The 17,809-nt window shown below is 47.0% G+C and carries 16 protein-coding genes and 1 pseudogene; 3 read left to right on the forward strand and 14 right to left on the reverse strand.

Translation table 11 applies throughout. From position 1 onward, the window contains the following. Positions 1-7 precede the first annotated feature (7 nt). From BW42_RS08015 to BW42_RS08060, 10 genes and pseudogenes are all read right to left on the reverse strand, one after another. Positions 8-1,396, reverse strand: coding sequence for an MBOAT family protein (locus BW42_RS08015; protein WP_035409233.1), 1,389 nt, complete (start codon positions 1,394-1,396; stop codon positions 8-10). Further along, positions 1,386-1,871: a hypothetical protein gene (locus BW42_RS08020; RefSeq protein WP_035409236.1), complete on the reverse strand. Its 486-nt coding sequence runs from the start codon at positions 1,869-1,871 to the stop codon at positions 1,386-1,388. The genes BW42_RS08015 and BW42_RS08020 overlap by 11 nt, the downstream gene beginning before the upstream one ends. Continuing rightward, positions 1,868-2,968, reverse strand: coding sequence for a non-hydrolyzing UDP-N-acetylglucosamine 2-epimerase (gene wecB / locus BW42_RS08025; RefSeq protein ID WP_035409238.1), 1,101 nt, complete (start codon positions 2,966-2,968; stop codon positions 1,868-1,870). The genes BW42_RS08020 and wecB overlap by 4 nt, the downstream gene beginning before the upstream one ends. A 112-nt stretch (positions 2,969-3,080) precedes the next feature. After that, positions 3,081-3,821, reverse strand: a pseudogene (tagH, locus tag BW42_RS08030) (teichoic acids export ABC transporter ATP-binding subunit TagH); the annotation flags it as partial. 11 nt (positions 3,822-3,832) lie between these two features. After that, positions 3,833-4,633, reverse strand: a complete 801-nt coding sequence (locus BW42_RS08035; RefSeq protein WP_035409242.1) for an ABC transporter permease — start codon at positions 4,631-4,633, stop codon at positions 3,833-3,835. Then, positions 4,630-5,922, reverse strand: coding sequence for a nucleotide sugar dehydrogenase (locus BW42_RS08040; RefSeq protein ID WP_035409245.1), 1,293 nt, complete (start codon positions 5,920-5,922; stop codon positions 4,630-4,632). Before BW42_RS08040 ends, BW42_RS08035 begins: the two co-directional genes overlap by 4 nt. Positions 5,923-6,200: 278 nt before the next feature. Then, positions 6,201-7,454, reverse strand: coding sequence for a glycosyltransferase (locus BW42_RS08045; RefSeq protein WP_035409247.1), 1,254 nt, complete (start codon positions 7,452-7,454; stop codon positions 6,201-6,203). After that, positions 7,451-8,767 carry a glycosyltransferase family 4 protein gene (locus BW42_RS08050; protein WP_231496879.1) on the reverse strand — a complete coding sequence of 439 codons (1,317 nt, stop codon included), beginning with the start codon at positions 8,765-8,767 and terminating at the stop codon, positions 7,451-7,453. The genes BW42_RS08045 and BW42_RS08050 overlap by 4 nt, the downstream gene beginning before the upstream one ends. After that, complete coding sequence (locus BW42_RS08055) at positions 8,662-9,666, reverse strand: bifunctional 2-polyprenyl-6-hydroxyphenol methylase/3-demethylubiquinol 3-O-methyltransferase UbiG (RefSeq protein ID WP_035409251.1); 1,005 nt, start codon at positions 9,664-9,666, stop codon at positions 8,662-8,664. The genes BW42_RS08050 and BW42_RS08055 overlap by 106 nt, the downstream gene beginning before the upstream one ends. Further along, positions 9,663-12,287, reverse strand: a complete 2,625-nt coding sequence (locus BW42_RS08060; protein WP_035409253.1) for a glycosyltransferase — start codon at positions 12,285-12,287, stop codon at positions 9,663-9,665. Before BW42_RS08060 ends, BW42_RS08055 begins: the two co-directional genes overlap by 4 nt. Positions 12,288-12,574: 287 nt before the next feature. Here BW42_RS08060 and BW42_RS16430 point away from each other — a divergent pair, with 287 nt between their 5' ends. Then, entirely contained in the window at positions 12,575-12,739 is a 165-nt protein-coding gene (locus BW42_RS16430) for a hypothetical protein (RefSeq protein WP_197026223.1), read from the forward strand. A 55-nt stretch (positions 12,740-12,794) separates the two neighbouring features. Here the strand turns inward: BW42_RS16430 and BW42_RS08065 are convergent, their stop codons facing one another. Beyond that, on the reverse strand, positions 12,795-13,790 hold the full coding sequence (locus BW42_RS08065; RefSeq protein WP_035409255.1) for an NADP-dependent oxidoreductase: 996 nt from the start codon (positions 13,788-13,790) through the stop codon (positions 12,795-12,797). A gap of 187 nt (positions 13,791-13,977) precedes the next feature. Here BW42_RS08065 and BW42_RS08070 point away from each other — a divergent pair, with 187 nt between their 5' ends. Beyond that, the gene (locus BW42_RS08070; protein WP_231496880.1) at positions 13,978-15,036 is read left to right on the forward strand and encodes a PTS transporter subunit IIC; all 1,059 of its coding nucleotides are present in this window, start codon (positions 13,978-13,980) and stop codon (positions 15,034-15,036) included. An 86-nt stretch (positions 15,037-15,122) separates the two neighbouring features. On the opposite strand, the gene BW42_RS08075 is transcribed toward BW42_RS08070, so the two are convergent. The 3 genes from BW42_RS08075 to BW42_RS08085 all read right to left on the reverse strand — a co-directional run bounded on the left by BW42_RS08075 (position 15,123) and on the right by BW42_RS08085 (position 16,897). Then, positions 15,123-15,755 carry an HAD family hydrolase gene (locus BW42_RS08075; RefSeq protein ID WP_035409257.1) on the reverse strand — a complete coding sequence of 211 codons (633 nt, stop codon included), beginning with the start codon at positions 15,753-15,755 and terminating at the stop codon, positions 15,123-15,125. A gap of 13 nt (positions 15,756-15,768) precedes the next feature. After that, positions 15,769-16,332, reverse strand: a complete 564-nt coding sequence (locus BW42_RS08080) for a DedA family protein (protein WP_035409260.1) — start codon at positions 16,330-16,332, stop codon at positions 15,769-15,771. A 130-nt stretch (positions 16,333-16,462) separates the two neighbouring features. Then, entirely contained in the window at positions 16,463-16,897 is a 435-nt protein-coding gene (locus BW42_RS08085; protein WP_035409261.1) for a YkvA family protein, read from the reverse strand. A 136-nt stretch (positions 16,898-17,033) separates the two neighbouring features. On the opposite strand from BW42_RS08085, the gene BW42_RS08090 reads away from it, so the two are divergent. Then, on the forward strand, positions 17,034-17,783 hold the full coding sequence (locus BW42_RS08090; RefSeq protein ID WP_035409264.1) for an SDR family NAD(P)-dependent oxidoreductase: 750 nt from the start codon (positions 17,034-17,036) through the stop codon (positions 17,781-17,783). The last annotated feature ends 26 nt before the right edge of the window (positions 17,784-17,809 follow it).

Genomic DNA, 17,809 nt, shown 5'->3' on the forward strand with positions numbered 1-17,809 from the left:
CTCCTTTTTAGAACCGGAAATAGATGAACGGATTAAACGTGCTCGCAACGAGTGCCGATGTCGCAAGGAACAACATCAACATGGCGTACCCATACTGCATCGTCGTTCCGATCTTCCCGAGAGAGACGACGACACGTTCTCCGAGATACTTCGGAATCGGTGTCGCAGCGATACACGCGACAAGTAGTAGGACTCCGTTCTGAACGAGTTGGTAACTCGCCCGTTCATCCCATAGCACATCCGGTACGAACATTGCTTGAATATACATAACGGCTTCTGGAAACGTCTCTGAGCGGAAAAAGACCCAACCGACGAGCACGAGGATGAGCGTCCAGACTGTCGAGACGACAGGCATACGCTCGAGCCATCTCCCGAGAAATGCCTTCTCGAGCATGATCCAAACTCCGTAATATGCGCCCCACGCGACGAATGTCCAACTCGCACCATGCCAAAGGCCCGTCAACATCCAGACGATCGCCAGATTTCGATACTGCCGCCACGGCGATACACGGTTTCCCCCTAACGGAATATAAACATAGTCGCGGAACCAAGAGCCGAGCGAAATATGCCATCGACGCCAAAATTCTGACACGGATTTTGAAATATATGGGTAGTTGAAGTTCTCCAAGAAATGAAATCCGAACATCAGTGCTAAACCAATTGCCATATCGCTATAGCCCGAAAAATCAAAATAGATCTGTAAGGCATAAGCGATGATTCCAATCCATGCTAGCCCCATCGAAAGGTCTTTCATATTAAAAACAGCGTCTGCGACCTGACCACATCCGTTCGCAAGAATCAATTTTTTTGATAGACCAATCGTAAAGCGGCGAACACCCCGTGCAAAATCAGATACCGTCTCTTGACGAGATTCGATCTGACTCGCAATCGTGTTGTAGCGGACAATTGGCCCCGCGACGAGTTGCGGGAAAAACGCGATATAAAGGGCAAGGTCGAGTGGATTCTTTTGCACCGCTTCCTTCCCTTTATAAATGTCGATGACGTAACTCATCGCATGGAATGTATAAAAGGAAATTCCAAGCGGTAAGACGACTTCTGGAACGAACCAACTCAGACCAAACGATTCGTTGACGGAGCGGACGAAAAATCCGCTGTACTTAAACCAACCGAGCAATCCAAGGTTGACGACGATCATGCTGAACATGATCCACTTCACTCCGACATGTTGCCGGTAGAAATCAACGAATAAGGCAAAGAAGTAATTGATCGTGACGCTGAGTAGCATCAGTAAGGCAAAGCGTGGTTCTCCGAATGCATAAAAGAACAGGCTGGCAACTAACAGCCAGCCGTTACGGAATGTCCGAGGCAACACGTAGTACACGAGCAGTACTGTCGGCAAGAACAAAAATAAAAAAATCGTCGAACTAAACAGCATAGGTTGCTTCCTCCTCTGCCTTGACGTATTGCGCGATGGCGAGTTCGCGGAGATGGACCCGGAAGCTCCCTTCGTTTAAAAACTTCCAGGCCATTTTGAAATAAACCGCTCCTGGCACACGCTCCATCTCGAACTGGACGATCGTCTCATTCGTCAACGTCAGATGCTCCGTCTCAGAGACCATCCGCTTCTTTTGCCCATACTGCATCTTGAATACTTGAACGAGACATGGTTCCGCCACTTCAAAACGGCACGTTACCTGAATGATGTCACCTATCAGTTCAGCATCTTTTCGATACAGTTTTGAAGGCGGATGTTGAAAGCCTTGATCGAACAGTTGCAGATACAGTTTGTCAGTCGCTATCGCATCCTGAAAATCAAAACACACCCCCGGCGCTGCATCTTCGAGCAAAATCTTTTCCTGAGTACCGAACGGAAAAAACTGATAGCTCGCGACGGTCAGCTCCTTATTCATACCGGTACCTCACTCATGATCGCATCGACGATTCGTTCTGCTGCCTGTCCATCGCCATACGGATTCGCGGCTTGCGCCATCGATTGATAGAAGATTTCGTCCGTCAATAATTGATGGCTCATCGCATAGATATGCTCTGGATTCGTACCGACCAGTTTCAAGGTTCCTGCTTCGACGCCTTCAGGTCGTTCCGTCGTCTCCCGTAAGACAAGAACGGGAACACCGAGTGAAGGCGCTTCTTCTTGAATCCCACCTGAATCTGTCAGGATGAAGGAAGCACGAGCTGCCAGGTTGTGGAAATCAAAGACATCAAGCGGCTCAATCAACTGAATCCGTGGATGATGCTCTAGGCGAGCTGCTGCTTCTAGCACGACTGGATTCGGATGGACTGGATAAACGATTTCTATTTCCGGATGATCATTTGCCAACTGTTCAATCGCTTCAAAAATCGTTGCCAGTTGTAAATGGTTCTCACGACGATGAACCGTCAGCAAGACGAGTTTTCGCCCCGACTTCTCAAGTCGTGTCAGAACAGGATGCGTATAGCTAGCAGAAACGGTTGTCTTAAGTGCATCAATGACCGTATTACCCGTTACGATGATTGGTGTCTGTTTGTTCTCAGCACGTAAATTCATCGCCGCTTGTTCGGTTGGAGCAAAATGATAATCCGCCAACACACCTGTCAATTGACGATTCATCTCTTCCGGAAACGGTGCATACTTTTCATATGTCCGCAGTCCTGCTTCGACATGACCGACTGGAATCTGTTGATAGAATGCCGCTAACGAAGCAGCGAACGTCGTCGTCGTATCCCCATGGACAAGAACGAGATCCGGCTGTTCCTTTTCGAGGACACGACGCATCGCATTCAGAATACGTGCCGTCATCTCCTCTAACGTTTGACGCGGACGCATCAAATCCAAGTCATGGTCCGGAGTGATCTGGAACAATTCGAGTACCTGATCAAGCATTTCCCGGTGTTGCGCCGTTACGACGACAATCGGTTCGACGTCTGGGCGGTTTTCAAGTGCTTTTACGACAGGTGCCATCTTAATGGCCTCAGGTCGTGTTCCGAATACGAGCATGACACGTTTCATCTACTTCATCCCCTATCTCATTTCATGACGATCGTTCGATCGTCTCGCCTCTCATCTGTTGCTCAATGTCACCGATTCGACCGGTTCGTTTTTTCGAAACATAGTGAGTGGCTTGCTTTTTGGATAACTGTTTGTACCAATATAAATATTTATTGTATTCCGCGAGTGTTTCATTCGTTGGACCAAATAAACGCACTTCACCGTATTCCAGCCAAAGGATCTTCGTACAAAAGCTTTTGACTTGATTCAAAGAATGGCTGACGAAAAAAATCGTTTTTCCTTGATCCCGGAATTCGCGCATCTTATCGAGACACTTCTCCGTAAATGTTTGATCGCCGACAGATAAGGCTTCATCGATGATCAAGATATCCGGATTGATATTGATCGAGATAGCAAAACCGAGACGTGCCCGCATCCCACTCGAATAGGTTTTGACTGGCTGATCGATGAACTCTCCGATATCCGCGAATTCGAGAATTTCCGGTGTGATCTCCTCGATTTGCCGTTTGGTCAGTCCCATCATCAATCCTTTGAGCTCGATGTTATCGCGACCTGTCAGTTGACTGTTCAATCCACTTGAGATGGCAATCAGTGCTGATTTTCCTCCTAGCGTGACACATCCATACGTAGGCGGTGTGACGTTAGCAAGTAAATGGGATAACGTTGATTTCCCACTACCGTTGATGCCTACGACACCCACGATTTCTCCCTCTTCAACAGAGAAGGAGACATTTTTGAGCGCATAAAAGGATTTTCCGCTCACTTTTCCAAAGAGCACTTCCTTTAATTTATCGATTGGACGCTCATAGAGCATGTACCGTTTTGAAACGTTCTCAAACACGACGTGACTCATCGTCTTTCCTCCTATACATAATCAATGAAGTAGCGTCGGAAACGAATATGGACCGCTGCTCCGACGAGCAGGATACCGAGTGTCACACTCCAAAAATAAGCGCCATACCAGATGTGATCCATCAAGTAACCGGTTCCGATCAAGGCGGAGCGGTACCCCTCAATCAAATAGACGAGTGGATTCAACATCAATAGCATCTTAAACAGTGAATGTTCTGGGGGAATCCACATGATCGGCGTTAAATACATCAGCATCCTTATCGCGGATGTCACCATGTTCTGGACGTCTCGGATCATCGTAGCAAGAGCCGACAATAACAACGAGACGGCATAAAGAAAGATGACGCCGGCTGGAACGATATAAAACAGTTCGAGCGTATGCCATCCTGGGAAGTAACCAAATGCACTTCCTAAAACGATCGTCAGGGCAATCATCGCAAGATGTCGATAGAATTGAGCCAAAATGACATATGCCGGAATCGTACTCAACGGAAAATGCATTTTAGAGACGAGCGCGACCCGACCGTAGATCGACCGTGATCCACTTGGAATCGTGCTTCCGATGAAGAACCATGCGATCAGTCCACTAACGAGCCAAAAGACGAATGGAATTCCGTCGACAGGATGTCCACCACGGATTCCAAAACCAAAGACGACCCAGTACACCCCGATCTGGAGGAGTGGCGTCATGATCTCCCAAAACCAACCTAAATACTGCATGCTATACTGACTTTTTGTTTCATAGAGTGACAGCCGAAAGATCAGATACAGATGATCTTTCAGCTCCCCTCCAATCGTTCGTAACGCGTTCATATTGCTTTTGCATCCACTTCCGTCACGCGGTGCGTATGCAAGTTACCGAAGTTGAGGACCTTGACCGCATCGAGTTCACGGACAATTCCTTTTGTATCGAAGAGTAACGGTGTCCGCATGTAGTTTGCGAAACGACGTGAATCGAATTGTTTGAACTCATCGTGGTCGACTAAGACGAGTGCTAGATCGGCGTCTTGGATCGCTTCGATTTCATCAACGAGTTCAAAGCGTGTCGAGATGGAATGCTCGACGTGTGGATCACAGACCGCGACATCGAGTCCACGATCGAGCAATTGTTCAATGACTTCGACAGCTGGGCTCTCGCGCATATCGTCAACATTTCCTTTATACGTCACACCGAACACAGCGATTTTTGGACGAACACGTGAACCGACGAGACGAGCGGCTTGTTCAGCGACGAATTGTGGCATTTGGACGTTCGTTTGTCGTGCCGTATGAATGATGCGTGCAAGTGATGGGACTTTTGCGACGATGAAGTACGGATCGACTGCGAGACAGTGACCACCTACACCCGGTCCTGGATGATGCAAGTTCACACGTGGGTGCATGTTTGCCATCTCGATGACATCTAAGACGTTGATCTCAAGCTGGTGACATACTTGCGTCAATTCATTTGCCAGTGCGATGTTGACATCACGGAACGTATTTTCCATCAATTTCGACATTTCGGCTGTCTTCGCGTCGGTCCGAACGATTTCTCCTTGAACGAATGTTTCATAGACGGCTGCTCCTACCTCTGCACATGCCGGTGTCAATCCTCCAACGATCCGGTTGTTATGAACGAGTTCGTGTAAGATCTGCCCTGGTAACACACGCTCTGGGCAATGAACGACATAGACGTCTTCACCGATCGTAAAGCCGGCTTCTTCAATCAGTGGACGAACATGATCGTCCATAGTGCGTGGCGCGATCGTCGATTCAACGATGACGACGTTTCCTTTTTCAAGGAACGGCAACATGTTGTTGACGGCTGACACGACGTATTTTAAATCACATGATTTATACGTATCGTTCAAGTTCGGCGTCGGGACGGCGATTAAAAAGACATCTGCTCGTTCTGGCGTAAGTGTCGCTCGGAATTTTCCGTTAGCGACGACTCGTTTGATGACATCCTCGAGTCCTGGTTCCTCAATATGAATCGTTCCCGTGTTCAGAAGATTGACGATGTGTGGATCGATGTCGACACCGACGACCTCCGTGCCGTGATCCGCGAACATCGCCGAAGAAGGTAATCCAATATATCCTAGTCCGATTGTGCAAAGTTTCATTTTGTCATTCCTCCATCGAGTTAGTCATACTAGCCAACGAACGGTCTGTGGCTTGGCTGTAACTAGACCATAACGACATTTCCTTTGCTTTCCAATGCTTCTAACCATCTCTTAAACCATTCTTCACAGACCTTACATTTCCAGCGTTTTCTATTGTTTTTGTAAATCTTATGAAGCTTTCACGAATACTTCGTTGCCATTCATATCAAACAAAACGACCCGTCAAGAATCCACCTTCATTCCACGTGGATTTCCCTTCGAGTCGTTGACTATTTTTCTTATTTTGTCCCAGATTCCATGAAAATCGAGTCATAGACAGCAAGAAGTCGGCCTTTTTCTTGCTCCCAGTTGTATTGTCTCCTTGCTACGCTTGCTCGCTCCTGCATCACTCCGAGCAAGCTCTTATCCTTCACTAGACGATTGACCGCCTCGGCGATACTATGCGGCGATTCGACATCGACGATCAAACCGATTCCTTCTGTTTCGACGACACGACGGATTTCCGGTAAGTCTGCCGCGATGACAGGAATCAACGCCGCCATGTATTCGAATAGTTTATTCGAAGAAGCGGAATAATGATTGAAGCAAACGTTCTGGAGGACTTGAAAGCCGACCGTCGCCGCTGCCGTGTAACTGGGTAGTTCAGCAAGCGGAACCTTATCAATGAAGCGGATACGAGACTTTTCCGATGATTGCGTGGCCAGTTGCATCAGTTTCCCTTTTAACTTTCCATCTCCAACGAAAATAAGTGTTCCTCGATCGATGAACGGCATCGCTTCAATGAGTCGCTCCAGTCCACGTCCTTCCTGGATCCCGCCTTGATATAATAAAATCGGCTCATCTGATGCAAGTGCTAACTCTTCGCGTAACGGTCGCGGTTGCGGAATAATCGGTTCGTAAAACGGATAATTGTGCAAGACGGATGGTCTGGTTCCATATAATTTTTGATGATAATCTGCACGCGTGTCATTTTCAACGATGGTCTGGTCGACGAATCGAAGCAACCAGCGTTCTAATTTCCCTTGCATGCTACCATAACCTGTCCGATCGGTTTGGACTTCATGTGAATCATAGACGATTTTTGTACCACGTGCCGCCCCAATCGCTTGCGGTAATGTATTGACATCATTCGCATGCATGACGTCGTAATTATGCTTCCGGGCAGCACGTGTCATGCGAAGAATGCCAAAACTGTTGTACAGGGCGTAACGGATGAATCGACTTCGCATGAGCAAAAAGAGCACGATCATCACGGGAATGAGCCAAGGTGCAAGAAGCGCACCAATCACTCCGATAGCAAGTGTCCGTTTTTTTCGTTTGCGAAAGAACAGGAGCCACCTTGCAAAAGGTGGCGTCCGGTCGATTCGAATGACGCGAAACCCCGACATCGGGTATTCGACTTCTGGAAGTGTGCCGTCATTTAGACAGTATAGGTCCACGCGGTGTCCTGCTTCGACGAGTGCCGTACATTCACGTAAGACACGGGCGTCATTCGTAAAAGGATTCCAAACAAACATTCCAATGCGCTTCATTCTGCGACCGCCTTTCGTGACTGCGTTTGTTCGATGGCTTCAAACAAGCGCTGTTCATTTTGTTCCCAATCGAAATGGCGTTGGACGTAATCCACACCCGCCCGTCCCATCGTTGCACGTTTCTCTGGATTTCGTGATAACTCGAGAATATGATCGACGATCTCCTCTTTTTTCCGCTGGACAGACACATAACCGGCTCCTGCTTCTTCGATGACATGCGCCGCATGACCTGATACCGCACCGACGATGGCACAGCCCATCGCCATGTAGTCGATGATCTTTCCTGGTGTCACTGTATCGAACGCTGTACTCTCGACGAGTGTCGCAAAGGCGATGTCACTCTTCGCGAGTTGTTTCAACGCATCCCAGCGTGGCATCGCGTCAAGAAACTCGATATTCGTCAATCCACGTTCCTTGACGAGTCGTTCGAACGTTTGTTTGTGATAGCCGTAACCGACGACTTGAAAGCAGATATCCTGTTCTTGTTGAAGTTCCTGTGCGACATCGAGTAACAAGAATACATCTTGCGCGAGTCCGATATTCCCTGTATACACGACGCGAACTTGTTCCGATACTTTTCGACGTTTGATTAACCACTCGTTTTCCTCGATCGAGTTCGGGATATAATGAATTTTTTCCGGTGCAATGCCTCGTCCTTCGATATACGATCGAAAACCTTCACTGTTGATGACCAATTGATCCGCCTGTCGATACATCCACTTTTCAAGCCAGTAGAGCGGAGTCAATAAGAGACGCGATTTCGTAATGCCGACGCCAATCAACGATTCTGGCCATAAATCACGCACATCAAGAATCAAAGGAGCCTTTTTGACATGTTTCGCGACGACCCCGACGAGCCCCATGAAGATAGACGGCGTCGTCGCATAGATGTAGGCGTAGGATTTTGGATCATGTCGAACCTCTTTCACCGCAAGTACGAATTGTTCCACGAACAAGCGAAGGCGCCGCCATAAATTATTCGTCGCCCGGACGTCACGCGGTTGGATACGAGTCACATGTGCCGTGTCGAGGCTCGGTTCATCCCAGAACATCGAGTCCGTATAGAGTTCTGCCGTCGGATAAAGCGGTTCTGACGTCAGGACATGAACGTCACTTCCCGCTTGTTCCATCCGCTTGAAGATATTCTTCATTCGGTTTGCCGCACTGCCAATTTCCGGATAGAAATTTTGACAAATCATCAAGACGTTCATCGACGACTCCGGCGCTGTTTGAGTTGACGTCGGAACTTCCAGTAGCGGACGACGATTTTTCCGAGCTTTGAACGCGCGAGTGAGCGGTATTTTGATTTCCATGATGCATTCACCTCCAACAATTCTAGATTTGACACCAATGACGCTTCGAATCGATCAAGAAGTGCGGCATATTGTTCTTCGAGCATCTTATATTGTTCACGCTGTTCCTGTAGTTGCTGTTCATGACGTAGTGATTCCGCTTGTGCCTGCTCGAATAAATCTGTTTGTTCCGCTAACCGTTGAACTTTTCGTTCTAGAGTCTGTTGCTTGCGCTTTAAGTCAATGATCGTTGCGAGATGCAATCGTTCCACTTCTTCAAAGGCATCCTCGAGCCATTCGACTTCCGTTGGTACAATTGCTCGACCATCTCGTGGTTCAGGATAGACTTGAATCGTGATTCCAAGCCACTTATCAAGCCGCTCGACCGTCTCGATTTTACCGAAGGGCGTCAACTGTTCAAGCAGTCGATTTAAATAATACGTCCGTTTGTGATCCGCATAATCGTTCACTCCAAATGGAACTGTGATGACGAGTCGTCCTTCTGGTGCGATGAACGAGACGGCACGAGCGATGAAGCGTTCCGGCTCCCCGATATGTTCCAATACTTCCGTCATCAAGACTGTGTCGAATTGAATGTCAGGTGTATACGTCATGACATTCGCTTCATGTAATTCCACTTTTTCCTTTACGGATGCCGGTTCCTCAAGCAATGCTTGTTTGGCTTCAGTAATCGCTTCTGGTAAGACATCGATTCCGACGACATGTTTCCCTTCCCGTCCAAGCAAAATCGGAACAACTCCACCGGAACAACCGATATCTAAAATGTGCTCCCCTTTTGCTTGTCGAACGATCCAGTGAACACGCGCGCGCACTTTTTTACCGAATCCCCCCCCTAATTGATCGTAGTAAGCTGCTCGGATTTGATCTTTTGGTCGTGCTGTCTTCATCGATGCCGTCATTTCTGCACCTCCTCAAGTAATAGATGTTGAAGGCGATCTGTCTCCTGACGGTCTGCAAGCTCCATGAATCGACGGATCAACGGGTTCGTCAATGTGATCGGCTCATAGAAACCAATGATTGTGCGCAACAATGCGACACTTGGTGCGAAATCCTTATCACTGCAGTAGCGTAATTTAACGAGATACCAATGCTCGAAGAAATGCTCGAATCGTGTTTCCTTGTATTCCTCAAGCACTCCATAACGAGCGAATTTCTCAGCTCGTGCCCGTTCTCGGACAACACTGCGTTCAAAAAATTTCATCGTCAATGCATTCACAGTCGATCCTGCAACTGCTGCATAATAATAATGGATGACCCGATTGACGAGTAAGACACGATTGGCGCGAAGCATCAATTCCTGGAAAAACAAGGAGTCCTGACCGACTGCACCGACGACCTGTTCCAATTGATGTTCGAGCAAGAAGGTACGACGGACGACGAGTGCTTGAATGCTTTGTACCGCAAAGCGATGTTTCAATAGAAAAGCTTTTGGATCTTCACAAACCGTTCGTCCTTGTTTGCGAATCGTCGGCAAGGCGATGATACTCGTCTTCTCGGCAAGTTTTTTCATATGACCCGCTACAAAATCAAGTGATGGATCGTTCTCTAATTCCTGAAGCAAAAAGGCATAACGATCGCTGAGTACCTCGTTATCTGGATCAAGGAACGTCACATAGTCAGCTCGTGCCATCTCGACTCCCTTGTTGCGAGGACGCGAAGCACTACCACTACCACCTGTCTCGAAGAAATAGGTTCTGACATTGCCATAACGTCGCGCGAGACGTTCTACGGCTTGACGTGCCTCTATGTCCGTCGATCCATCATCTACGAGTAAAATCTCTGACTCCATGAATCGATCCATCCGTGTTAGACTGGCGAAGCATTTATACGTGAGATGTTTCCCATTGTTATAGATGGGAACAACGACCGACAGTTGCGGTGTGTGATCCGTCGGAACTACTGTCTGCTCGTTCCACTCAAATTGATCGAGCAACAGCGTTTTTCCGTTCAATTCACCTGCTTGAAACGCGTCATATCCGATATCTGACCGCCAGATAATCGCACCGTTTCGGCTACCGCTCATCTCATGTAGATGATATGGATGTTGGCTCCCCTTTCGGACAACGCTGGCATCGCTATATTTAAAGCCATTCACGAGGTCCTCTAAATAATATTCACCGTAGGATTCATGCCCATCCATCCAAGCAACGAGATCCGCTTGATCATAGGTTTGCTCCGTCAATGCATCCGCTGAGACGATTTCGTCTGGTGTGAGACTTTGACGATTGATCACGTCACGAATGACTTCCCCATCCTGAGCGACAACGATTAGTAAACGATGTTTTCGTGTTTCAGGTACTCGTCCAATGAACGCTAGAATCTGATCCATCCGTTCGAAGACTGTATGCTCCGTCATGACGGCACGAAGTCCTTCTGCTCGTAAACGTTCGATTTCTTCTTGCGATGTGCGTTCTACGATCGCCGTCGCCTCCTGTGCGTCATGTATGGTGAAGATGTTCGGAAACTCGTTGTTGACGGCGATACTGTAATTCGACAGGATCAAATTACCGAGTGCTTGCGATTCATAGACGCGACGGGCACACATCGTCTTACTATATTTGATGCTATTTAGGTTCAGGACCCAGTCATAACATTTACTGACTTGTTGTAAGGCATCATAAGGAATCGCTGGTGCGACCCGTGATTGATAGCGTTCCGGAAACTGATAGGCTGGTAAGTCGAGATGATAATTCCGGTCCACGATATCGAGTTCGTGCGAAGACTGCATGACCCCATCAAACAACATCTCCGTATCTTTCACACGCTCCGGATATTTCGCCATCCAGCTACCGGCGAATAAAACGCCCTTCTTTCGGCTACGTGTCGCTCCAATCGGATTGTGAATCAATGGATTGACTCCAAACGGCATCGCCATGATTCGATCATGTCCACATAAAACACGATATTCAGGAATCATCGCCTCATCTGAAGTCAGGACATAATTGGCAGCTTGAGCCACGTCTTGAAACCGTTCATGGTTACTCGGGTCTTCCGTCGATTGAAAGACGACTGGAATTCCTTTAGCTTTGACTTCCTGCATCATCGAAAGTAACCGTTGGCGTTTCTTTGAATTTGGTGTGGCGACACCTTTCCAATCATCCCCTCGTAATCCTTTCCATGAAGATACGACCAAAAAGAGATCAATCTCGCGCTCGAAAACTTCTTCGAATGTGTTCGCATTGACATAATGGAGATGAACGGCATCTTCATAATAGGCATACATGAATTCCGAGCAGACGATTGCCATCTCGATTGGTCGTTTTTCATAATAACGCGTCGTCGTCCGTACCGGAATATGTGAGACATCCAATTGATCTAGTAATGACGCTTGGCTATTTTGTTGATAACGTGTCGTCGTGTTTTTAGAAGTTCGAACCGTTGGCAGACGCAAGACGTCCAGCTGACGAAGTTTTTCGAGTGACTCTTTACTTGCTGTCGTGTCGCTTGTGAGCCGTTTTTTCTCTTCGCGAACCCAATTTAGTTGTTGCATGATTTGTCGTTTCCATTTTTGATCACTCACACGTAAACACCCTTCCTCTTTTCAACTCTTTTTTAGTCTACGGAAGCAATTCAAAGGCTACTTGAAGGACTTGCAAGGTTTTTGTAAAGACTTAGTGAAGCTTTTTTGGATTTTCCTTACATTCCATTTCAGTCAACCTGTATTTCCTAGGAAATCGACCGGTTTCGCTTTCTTGTCCGTGGAAATCATTTACGCGTTTTCGAAAACGACTCTTATGCACTCTCATTGTTTTGGATTTAAAAAACGGGGAAACATTACTACGTACTGATAAAAGGAGATGACTGGACATGTTAAACGAAAAAAATCATGATTTACCAGATGAAAAGGCAGACGTTGGTCTTCACCCGGACCCTGATCCAGCTGAGACATCAGATCCCGGAATCAAGCCTGCGGAAACACAACATCCGGATCCAGATCCAGAAGAACTCAAGCGCGATCAAAAGGATTCATGAATCTCATGCCATAAAAAAGAGGTTGCGGAATAATTCCGCAACCTCTTTTGGCGTATTACTTAACTTTTACTAATAGTTTCCCTGTGTTCGAGCCATCGAATAATCCGAGGAAAGCATCTGGTACACGATCGAAGCCTTCAAAGATCGTCTCTTCATATCGTAATTTCCCTTCACTGACCCATTGACCGAGTTGCTCAGCCGCTTCCTTGAATCGTTTGCCATAATCCCCCACTAAGAAACCTTGCATGCGCGCACGCGCAATGATTAATTTCGATTGAACACGTGGACCGATGTCCTGTTGTGCGTTATACCCAGAAATAGCGCCGCAGACCGGTACTCGCGCGAATGGATTAAGCCGATCCAGAACCGCATCGCCGATCTCTCCACCGACATTTTCAAAATAAACATCGATGCCGTCTGGACACGTCCGGTCTAATGCTTTCCGGATGTCTTCCGTTTTGTAGTTGATGACTTCGTCAAAACCAAGATCTCCTTTTAAGTGCTGTAACTTTTCGTCACTTCCTGCAATCCCAACTACTCGTGCACCTTTGATTTTAGCGATTTGACCAACGATCGATCCAACAGCCCCTGCTGCTGCCGATACGACAACAGTTTCTCCTGGCTGTGGATTCCCGATATCAAGCAACCCGAAATACGCCGTCATCCCTGTCATTCCGAGAACACCGAGCGCTGTTGAGATCGGAGCGATCTGCTCATCGATTTTACGGACACTTTTCGCATCGACGACTGCTTTCGTTGCCCAATCGAGCATCCCCACGACGACATCACCTGACTTGAGCGCCTCACTTTTAGACTCGATGACACGCGCTACGACACCCCCGTGAATCGGTTCATCAATCTCAAACGGTTGCGAATAAGAACGCGTATCGTTCATACGTCCCCGCATATATGGATCGACTGAGATATAGAGTGACTCCAGTGCGACTTGCCCTTCTCGTAAATCTGCTAACTCAAATGATTCATAACGGAATGTTTCCCCTGTTGGTTTTCCGTTTGGTCGTTCCGCTAATACGATACGTTGTTCTGACATGATTCATGACCTCCTCATTCAATATACTTCTTCACTGTAACAATTCCGTTTCTGAAAGACGAATCCTTTGCTCGTTTGGAATTTTCTAACTTTTCCTTGACGTCCTTCTGTTCTTACCGTAAGATAAAACACAATTCATAACTTTTATACTGTTATGCACAAAAGCGTTACATAAGGAGAGGATTTTGTGGATTCATCTATTTTGCGTCAGCCACGTCAATTTGCAGTGCATGTTTTAAACGGTCTCAGTATTGGAATTCTCGTTGCCCTTATTCCAGGAGCCTTACTCGGTGAACTCGCTAAGGCATTATTGCCATACGTTTCTGGTGCCCAACACGTTTTGGACGCAACGACACTCGCGATGCGACTTTTACCAATGGTGATTGGTGTCGCCGTAGCGATGCAATTTAAAGTGACACCGATCGCCACCACATCGATTGGACTCGCGACGGTCGTCGGCTCAGGTGTTGCGACCCGTGCGGATGCGACATTCGTTTTCGTCGGTACAGGTGATGTCATCAATGCTGGTTTGACGGCAGTTATTGCAACAGCAATCGTCTTATTGATTGGTGAACGCTTCAAAACATATACGGTGCTTGTCATGCCAACGATTTTGATTGTCGGTGCCGGTGGAATTGGTGTTCTGACGTATCCGTTCGTCACACGGATCACAACAGCAATAGGACATGTCATCTCAGACTTCACGGCACTTCAACCCGTCTTGATGGGCATTCTAATTGCGGTCGCCTTTTCCGTTCTCATCGTCTCTCCGCTTTCGACGGTCGGCATTGCGACCGCGATCAGTTTATCGGGTGTTGCTGCCGGAGCTGCCAATCTAGGTGTCTGTGCCGCTGGGTTCGGTCTTGCGATTGCCGGTTGGCAAGCGAATTCACGCGGAACGTCGATTGCTCATTTTCTTGGTTCTCCTAAAATCCAGATGGCGAACTTCATTCGTAATCCATTGATGATTCTACCTGTCATGTGTAGTGCCGCTATCCTTGGTGCATTAGCAGGAATGCTCGGTGTTCAAGGTACACCGTTTAGTGCCGGATTTGGAATGTCTGGTTTAATCGGTCCAATCAATGCGCTACACCTGATGTCAGGAGGATGGACGCTCTTCAATATGACATTCGTGCTTGGTCTTTTTATCGTCTTACCCATTATTCTCTGTTTATTGTTCCATCTACTCTTCCGGAAGTTCCGTCCATGGATGAGCGCAGAATCGTACCGACTCGATTTCGAGTAAGTGCATCTTGATTGATATTTTAACCACAAAAAAGCCAAGCCGACCGTCTGAAAAAATCGACGTTTCTAGCTTGGCTTTTTACTTCTTTATTTTTCAATCACTGTTAACAAATCAAGCGGTGTCTCGATGACATGATCTGCCGAATTCCACTCGGATGGCGTACCAAAACCATATTGACATAAGACGACCGGCATATGTTCCTTACGAGCCGCTTCGACATCAGAAGACCGATCTCCAATCATCCAGTAAGATCCTTCTCCAAACTCATCGCGGTGAGCGCGTAAGATATCCGATTTTTCTTTTCCATTGACGGATTCCAAGCATTTCGGACTTGTGAAGAACGAGCGGATTTCCTGACTATCAAGCACAAGGTTTAGATAATGGTTGCCGCAATTACTTGCAGTTGAGACCGTGTGTCCCGCTGAAACAAGAGCTTGCAATAATGATCGAATTCCGTCAAATAATACATTCTGTTCAACCATCGTATCTTCTAAATGACCATGTCTCTTTTTTCGAATTAAACGAATATCCTCTTCTGAGGCTTCCGGAATCGCTTTTCGCCAAAAGGCGCTTCCTGCAAGACCGTAGCTTGCCTGAACACTTTCTTGCGAAGGTTTTGGAAGATGCGGCATGTCCTCCATCGCCCGATGGATTGCTTCTGTCATTTGTTCCGTTGAGTCAATCAATGTACCGTCAATATCGAATAAGATAATTGCCATGTTCCCACTCCTTTTACATCTCTTTTTTTGCTTTTCTCTTTTTCTGAATCAAATAGCCAACCGTAATCAACACGCCTAAACCAATCCAAACTATCGGATGATTGAGGTGATGCAATTTTCGCCATTCATGACCAACAGCTTTCCCGCCCCAAATGAAGAGCGTCGACCAGAGGAAAAAGGAAATCGTCGTCACGACGGTAAACGTCCAGCGTGAAACACCAGTTAGACCGGCACCAATCGCAAATCCGATACGCCACATCGGAGAAAGAAGAAGAATATAGCGTCCTTTCGTCTCCATTTGCGTCTGAAACTGGAGCATTTTTGTTTCTGAAATCCGAAACCATTTGAATAAACGATTCAATAACCGTTCACTCCCGAACTGTCCAATCGTAAAAAAGAGGTTCTGACTAATGACGAAGCTTACTACAGCAAGGAACACCATGAATAGCAGATTCGCCTGTGCCGTATGCACGAGATATCCGGCATACGCGAGCGGTACTTCGCTCGGTATGAATGGAAACATGAGCGTCATCATGATCCCGATATAACCGTATGATTCCATCCAGTGGTGTCCCATTTTCGCCCTCCCTCTCTCTTTACCAACTATTTCTAGTGTATCGAAATTTCAAGAGGGCGTACAGGAAACGGCTCTTTTTACATCAGAAAGAGCGACTTCTTGTGTGAAGTCGCTCGGATCATCTATTTGATCAATACGCATCCTCGCTTTGCAATGGTTGCGTACGACGTTTTTGTTGTTCATCTTGCCAGTCGCTGAAACGTGTCAATTCTTCAAAGACTGTTTTCGTGACGAAAAGGATGACCGCGATATCGTCTGCAAATCCAAATCCGAGTACGAAATCAGGTACGAGGTCAATTGGTGACACGAGATAAACCAATGCGCCGATTACTTTTAAGATCGTCGTACGACGAATGTTACGGTATTCACCTGACTGGTACGCGCGAATCATATCGACGAATAACGTCAACGGTGAAAAGACGACGGACAAACGAGAGTTCCCGTTTACCTTTGCAGTTGCTCGTTGTAACAGCGAGTTCGTCTTTTTCGGGCGATCAATATAATCTTTTGCATCTTCGGCATATTGATTTTGTTGTTTTTCTAATTGTTGATTCGAGAATTTCATTCCTATTTTCCCCCATTCTAAAGTAACTTCGACGCTTTTCTATTTCCCTGTTCCTACGGATGATAATCCTGTCAGGTTTCAGGATATGATGGAACGGTAAAAAAGGGAGAGAAGCGTTACAGAAAGGATGATTTTTATGAATCATGTTAATCAAACCGTCATCATTACGGGAGCCGCGAATGGCATTGGTGCAGAACTCGCCCGCACCTACGCTGCGCATGGCGCAAATGTCGTTCTTGCTGACATCGATCAGATGACAGGAGACGAATTAGTTCAACAAATTGAAGAAGATGGTGGGACGGCTTACTTCTATCACCTCGATATCCAACACGAAAAAGACGTTCAACTGTTGATTGAGAAAGCGATTGAACATACTGGTCGTATCGACATCGTCATCAATAACGCCGGTATCATGATTCGAAAACCCTTACTCGAATTGTCACTTGAGGAATGGGATCGGGTTCATCATACGAACCTGCGTAGTATCTTTTTAACGACTAAGGCCGCTACACCTTATTTGAAACAAAGTAAAAGTGGTGGTCGGATCGTCAACCTGGCTTCGACCCGCGCCTTCATGTCGGAACCGCATACAGAATCTTATGCATCGACGAAAGGTGGCATTTTTGCTCTGACCCATGCACTTGCTGTCTCACTCGGAGAAGACGGAATTCTCGTCAACGCGATTGCTCCTGGTTGGATTGAAACCGGTGACTATCAAGAATTATCACCTGAAGATCATAGTCAACATCCAGCTGGTCGCGTCGGAAAACCAAGTGATGTCGCTCGTGCGGCTCTCTATCTAACACACCCGGATAACGATTTCTTGACGGGCGAAACACTGGTCCTAGACGGTGGGATGACGCGAAAGATGATTTATGAAGAATGATTCGGATGGAGTGCCTTTCGGGGCAC

Source organism: Exiguobacterium sp. RIT341, from assembly GCF_000632205.1.
Classification (GTDB): Bacteria; Bacillota; Bacilli; order Exiguobacteriales; family Exiguobacteriaceae; genus Exiguobacterium_A.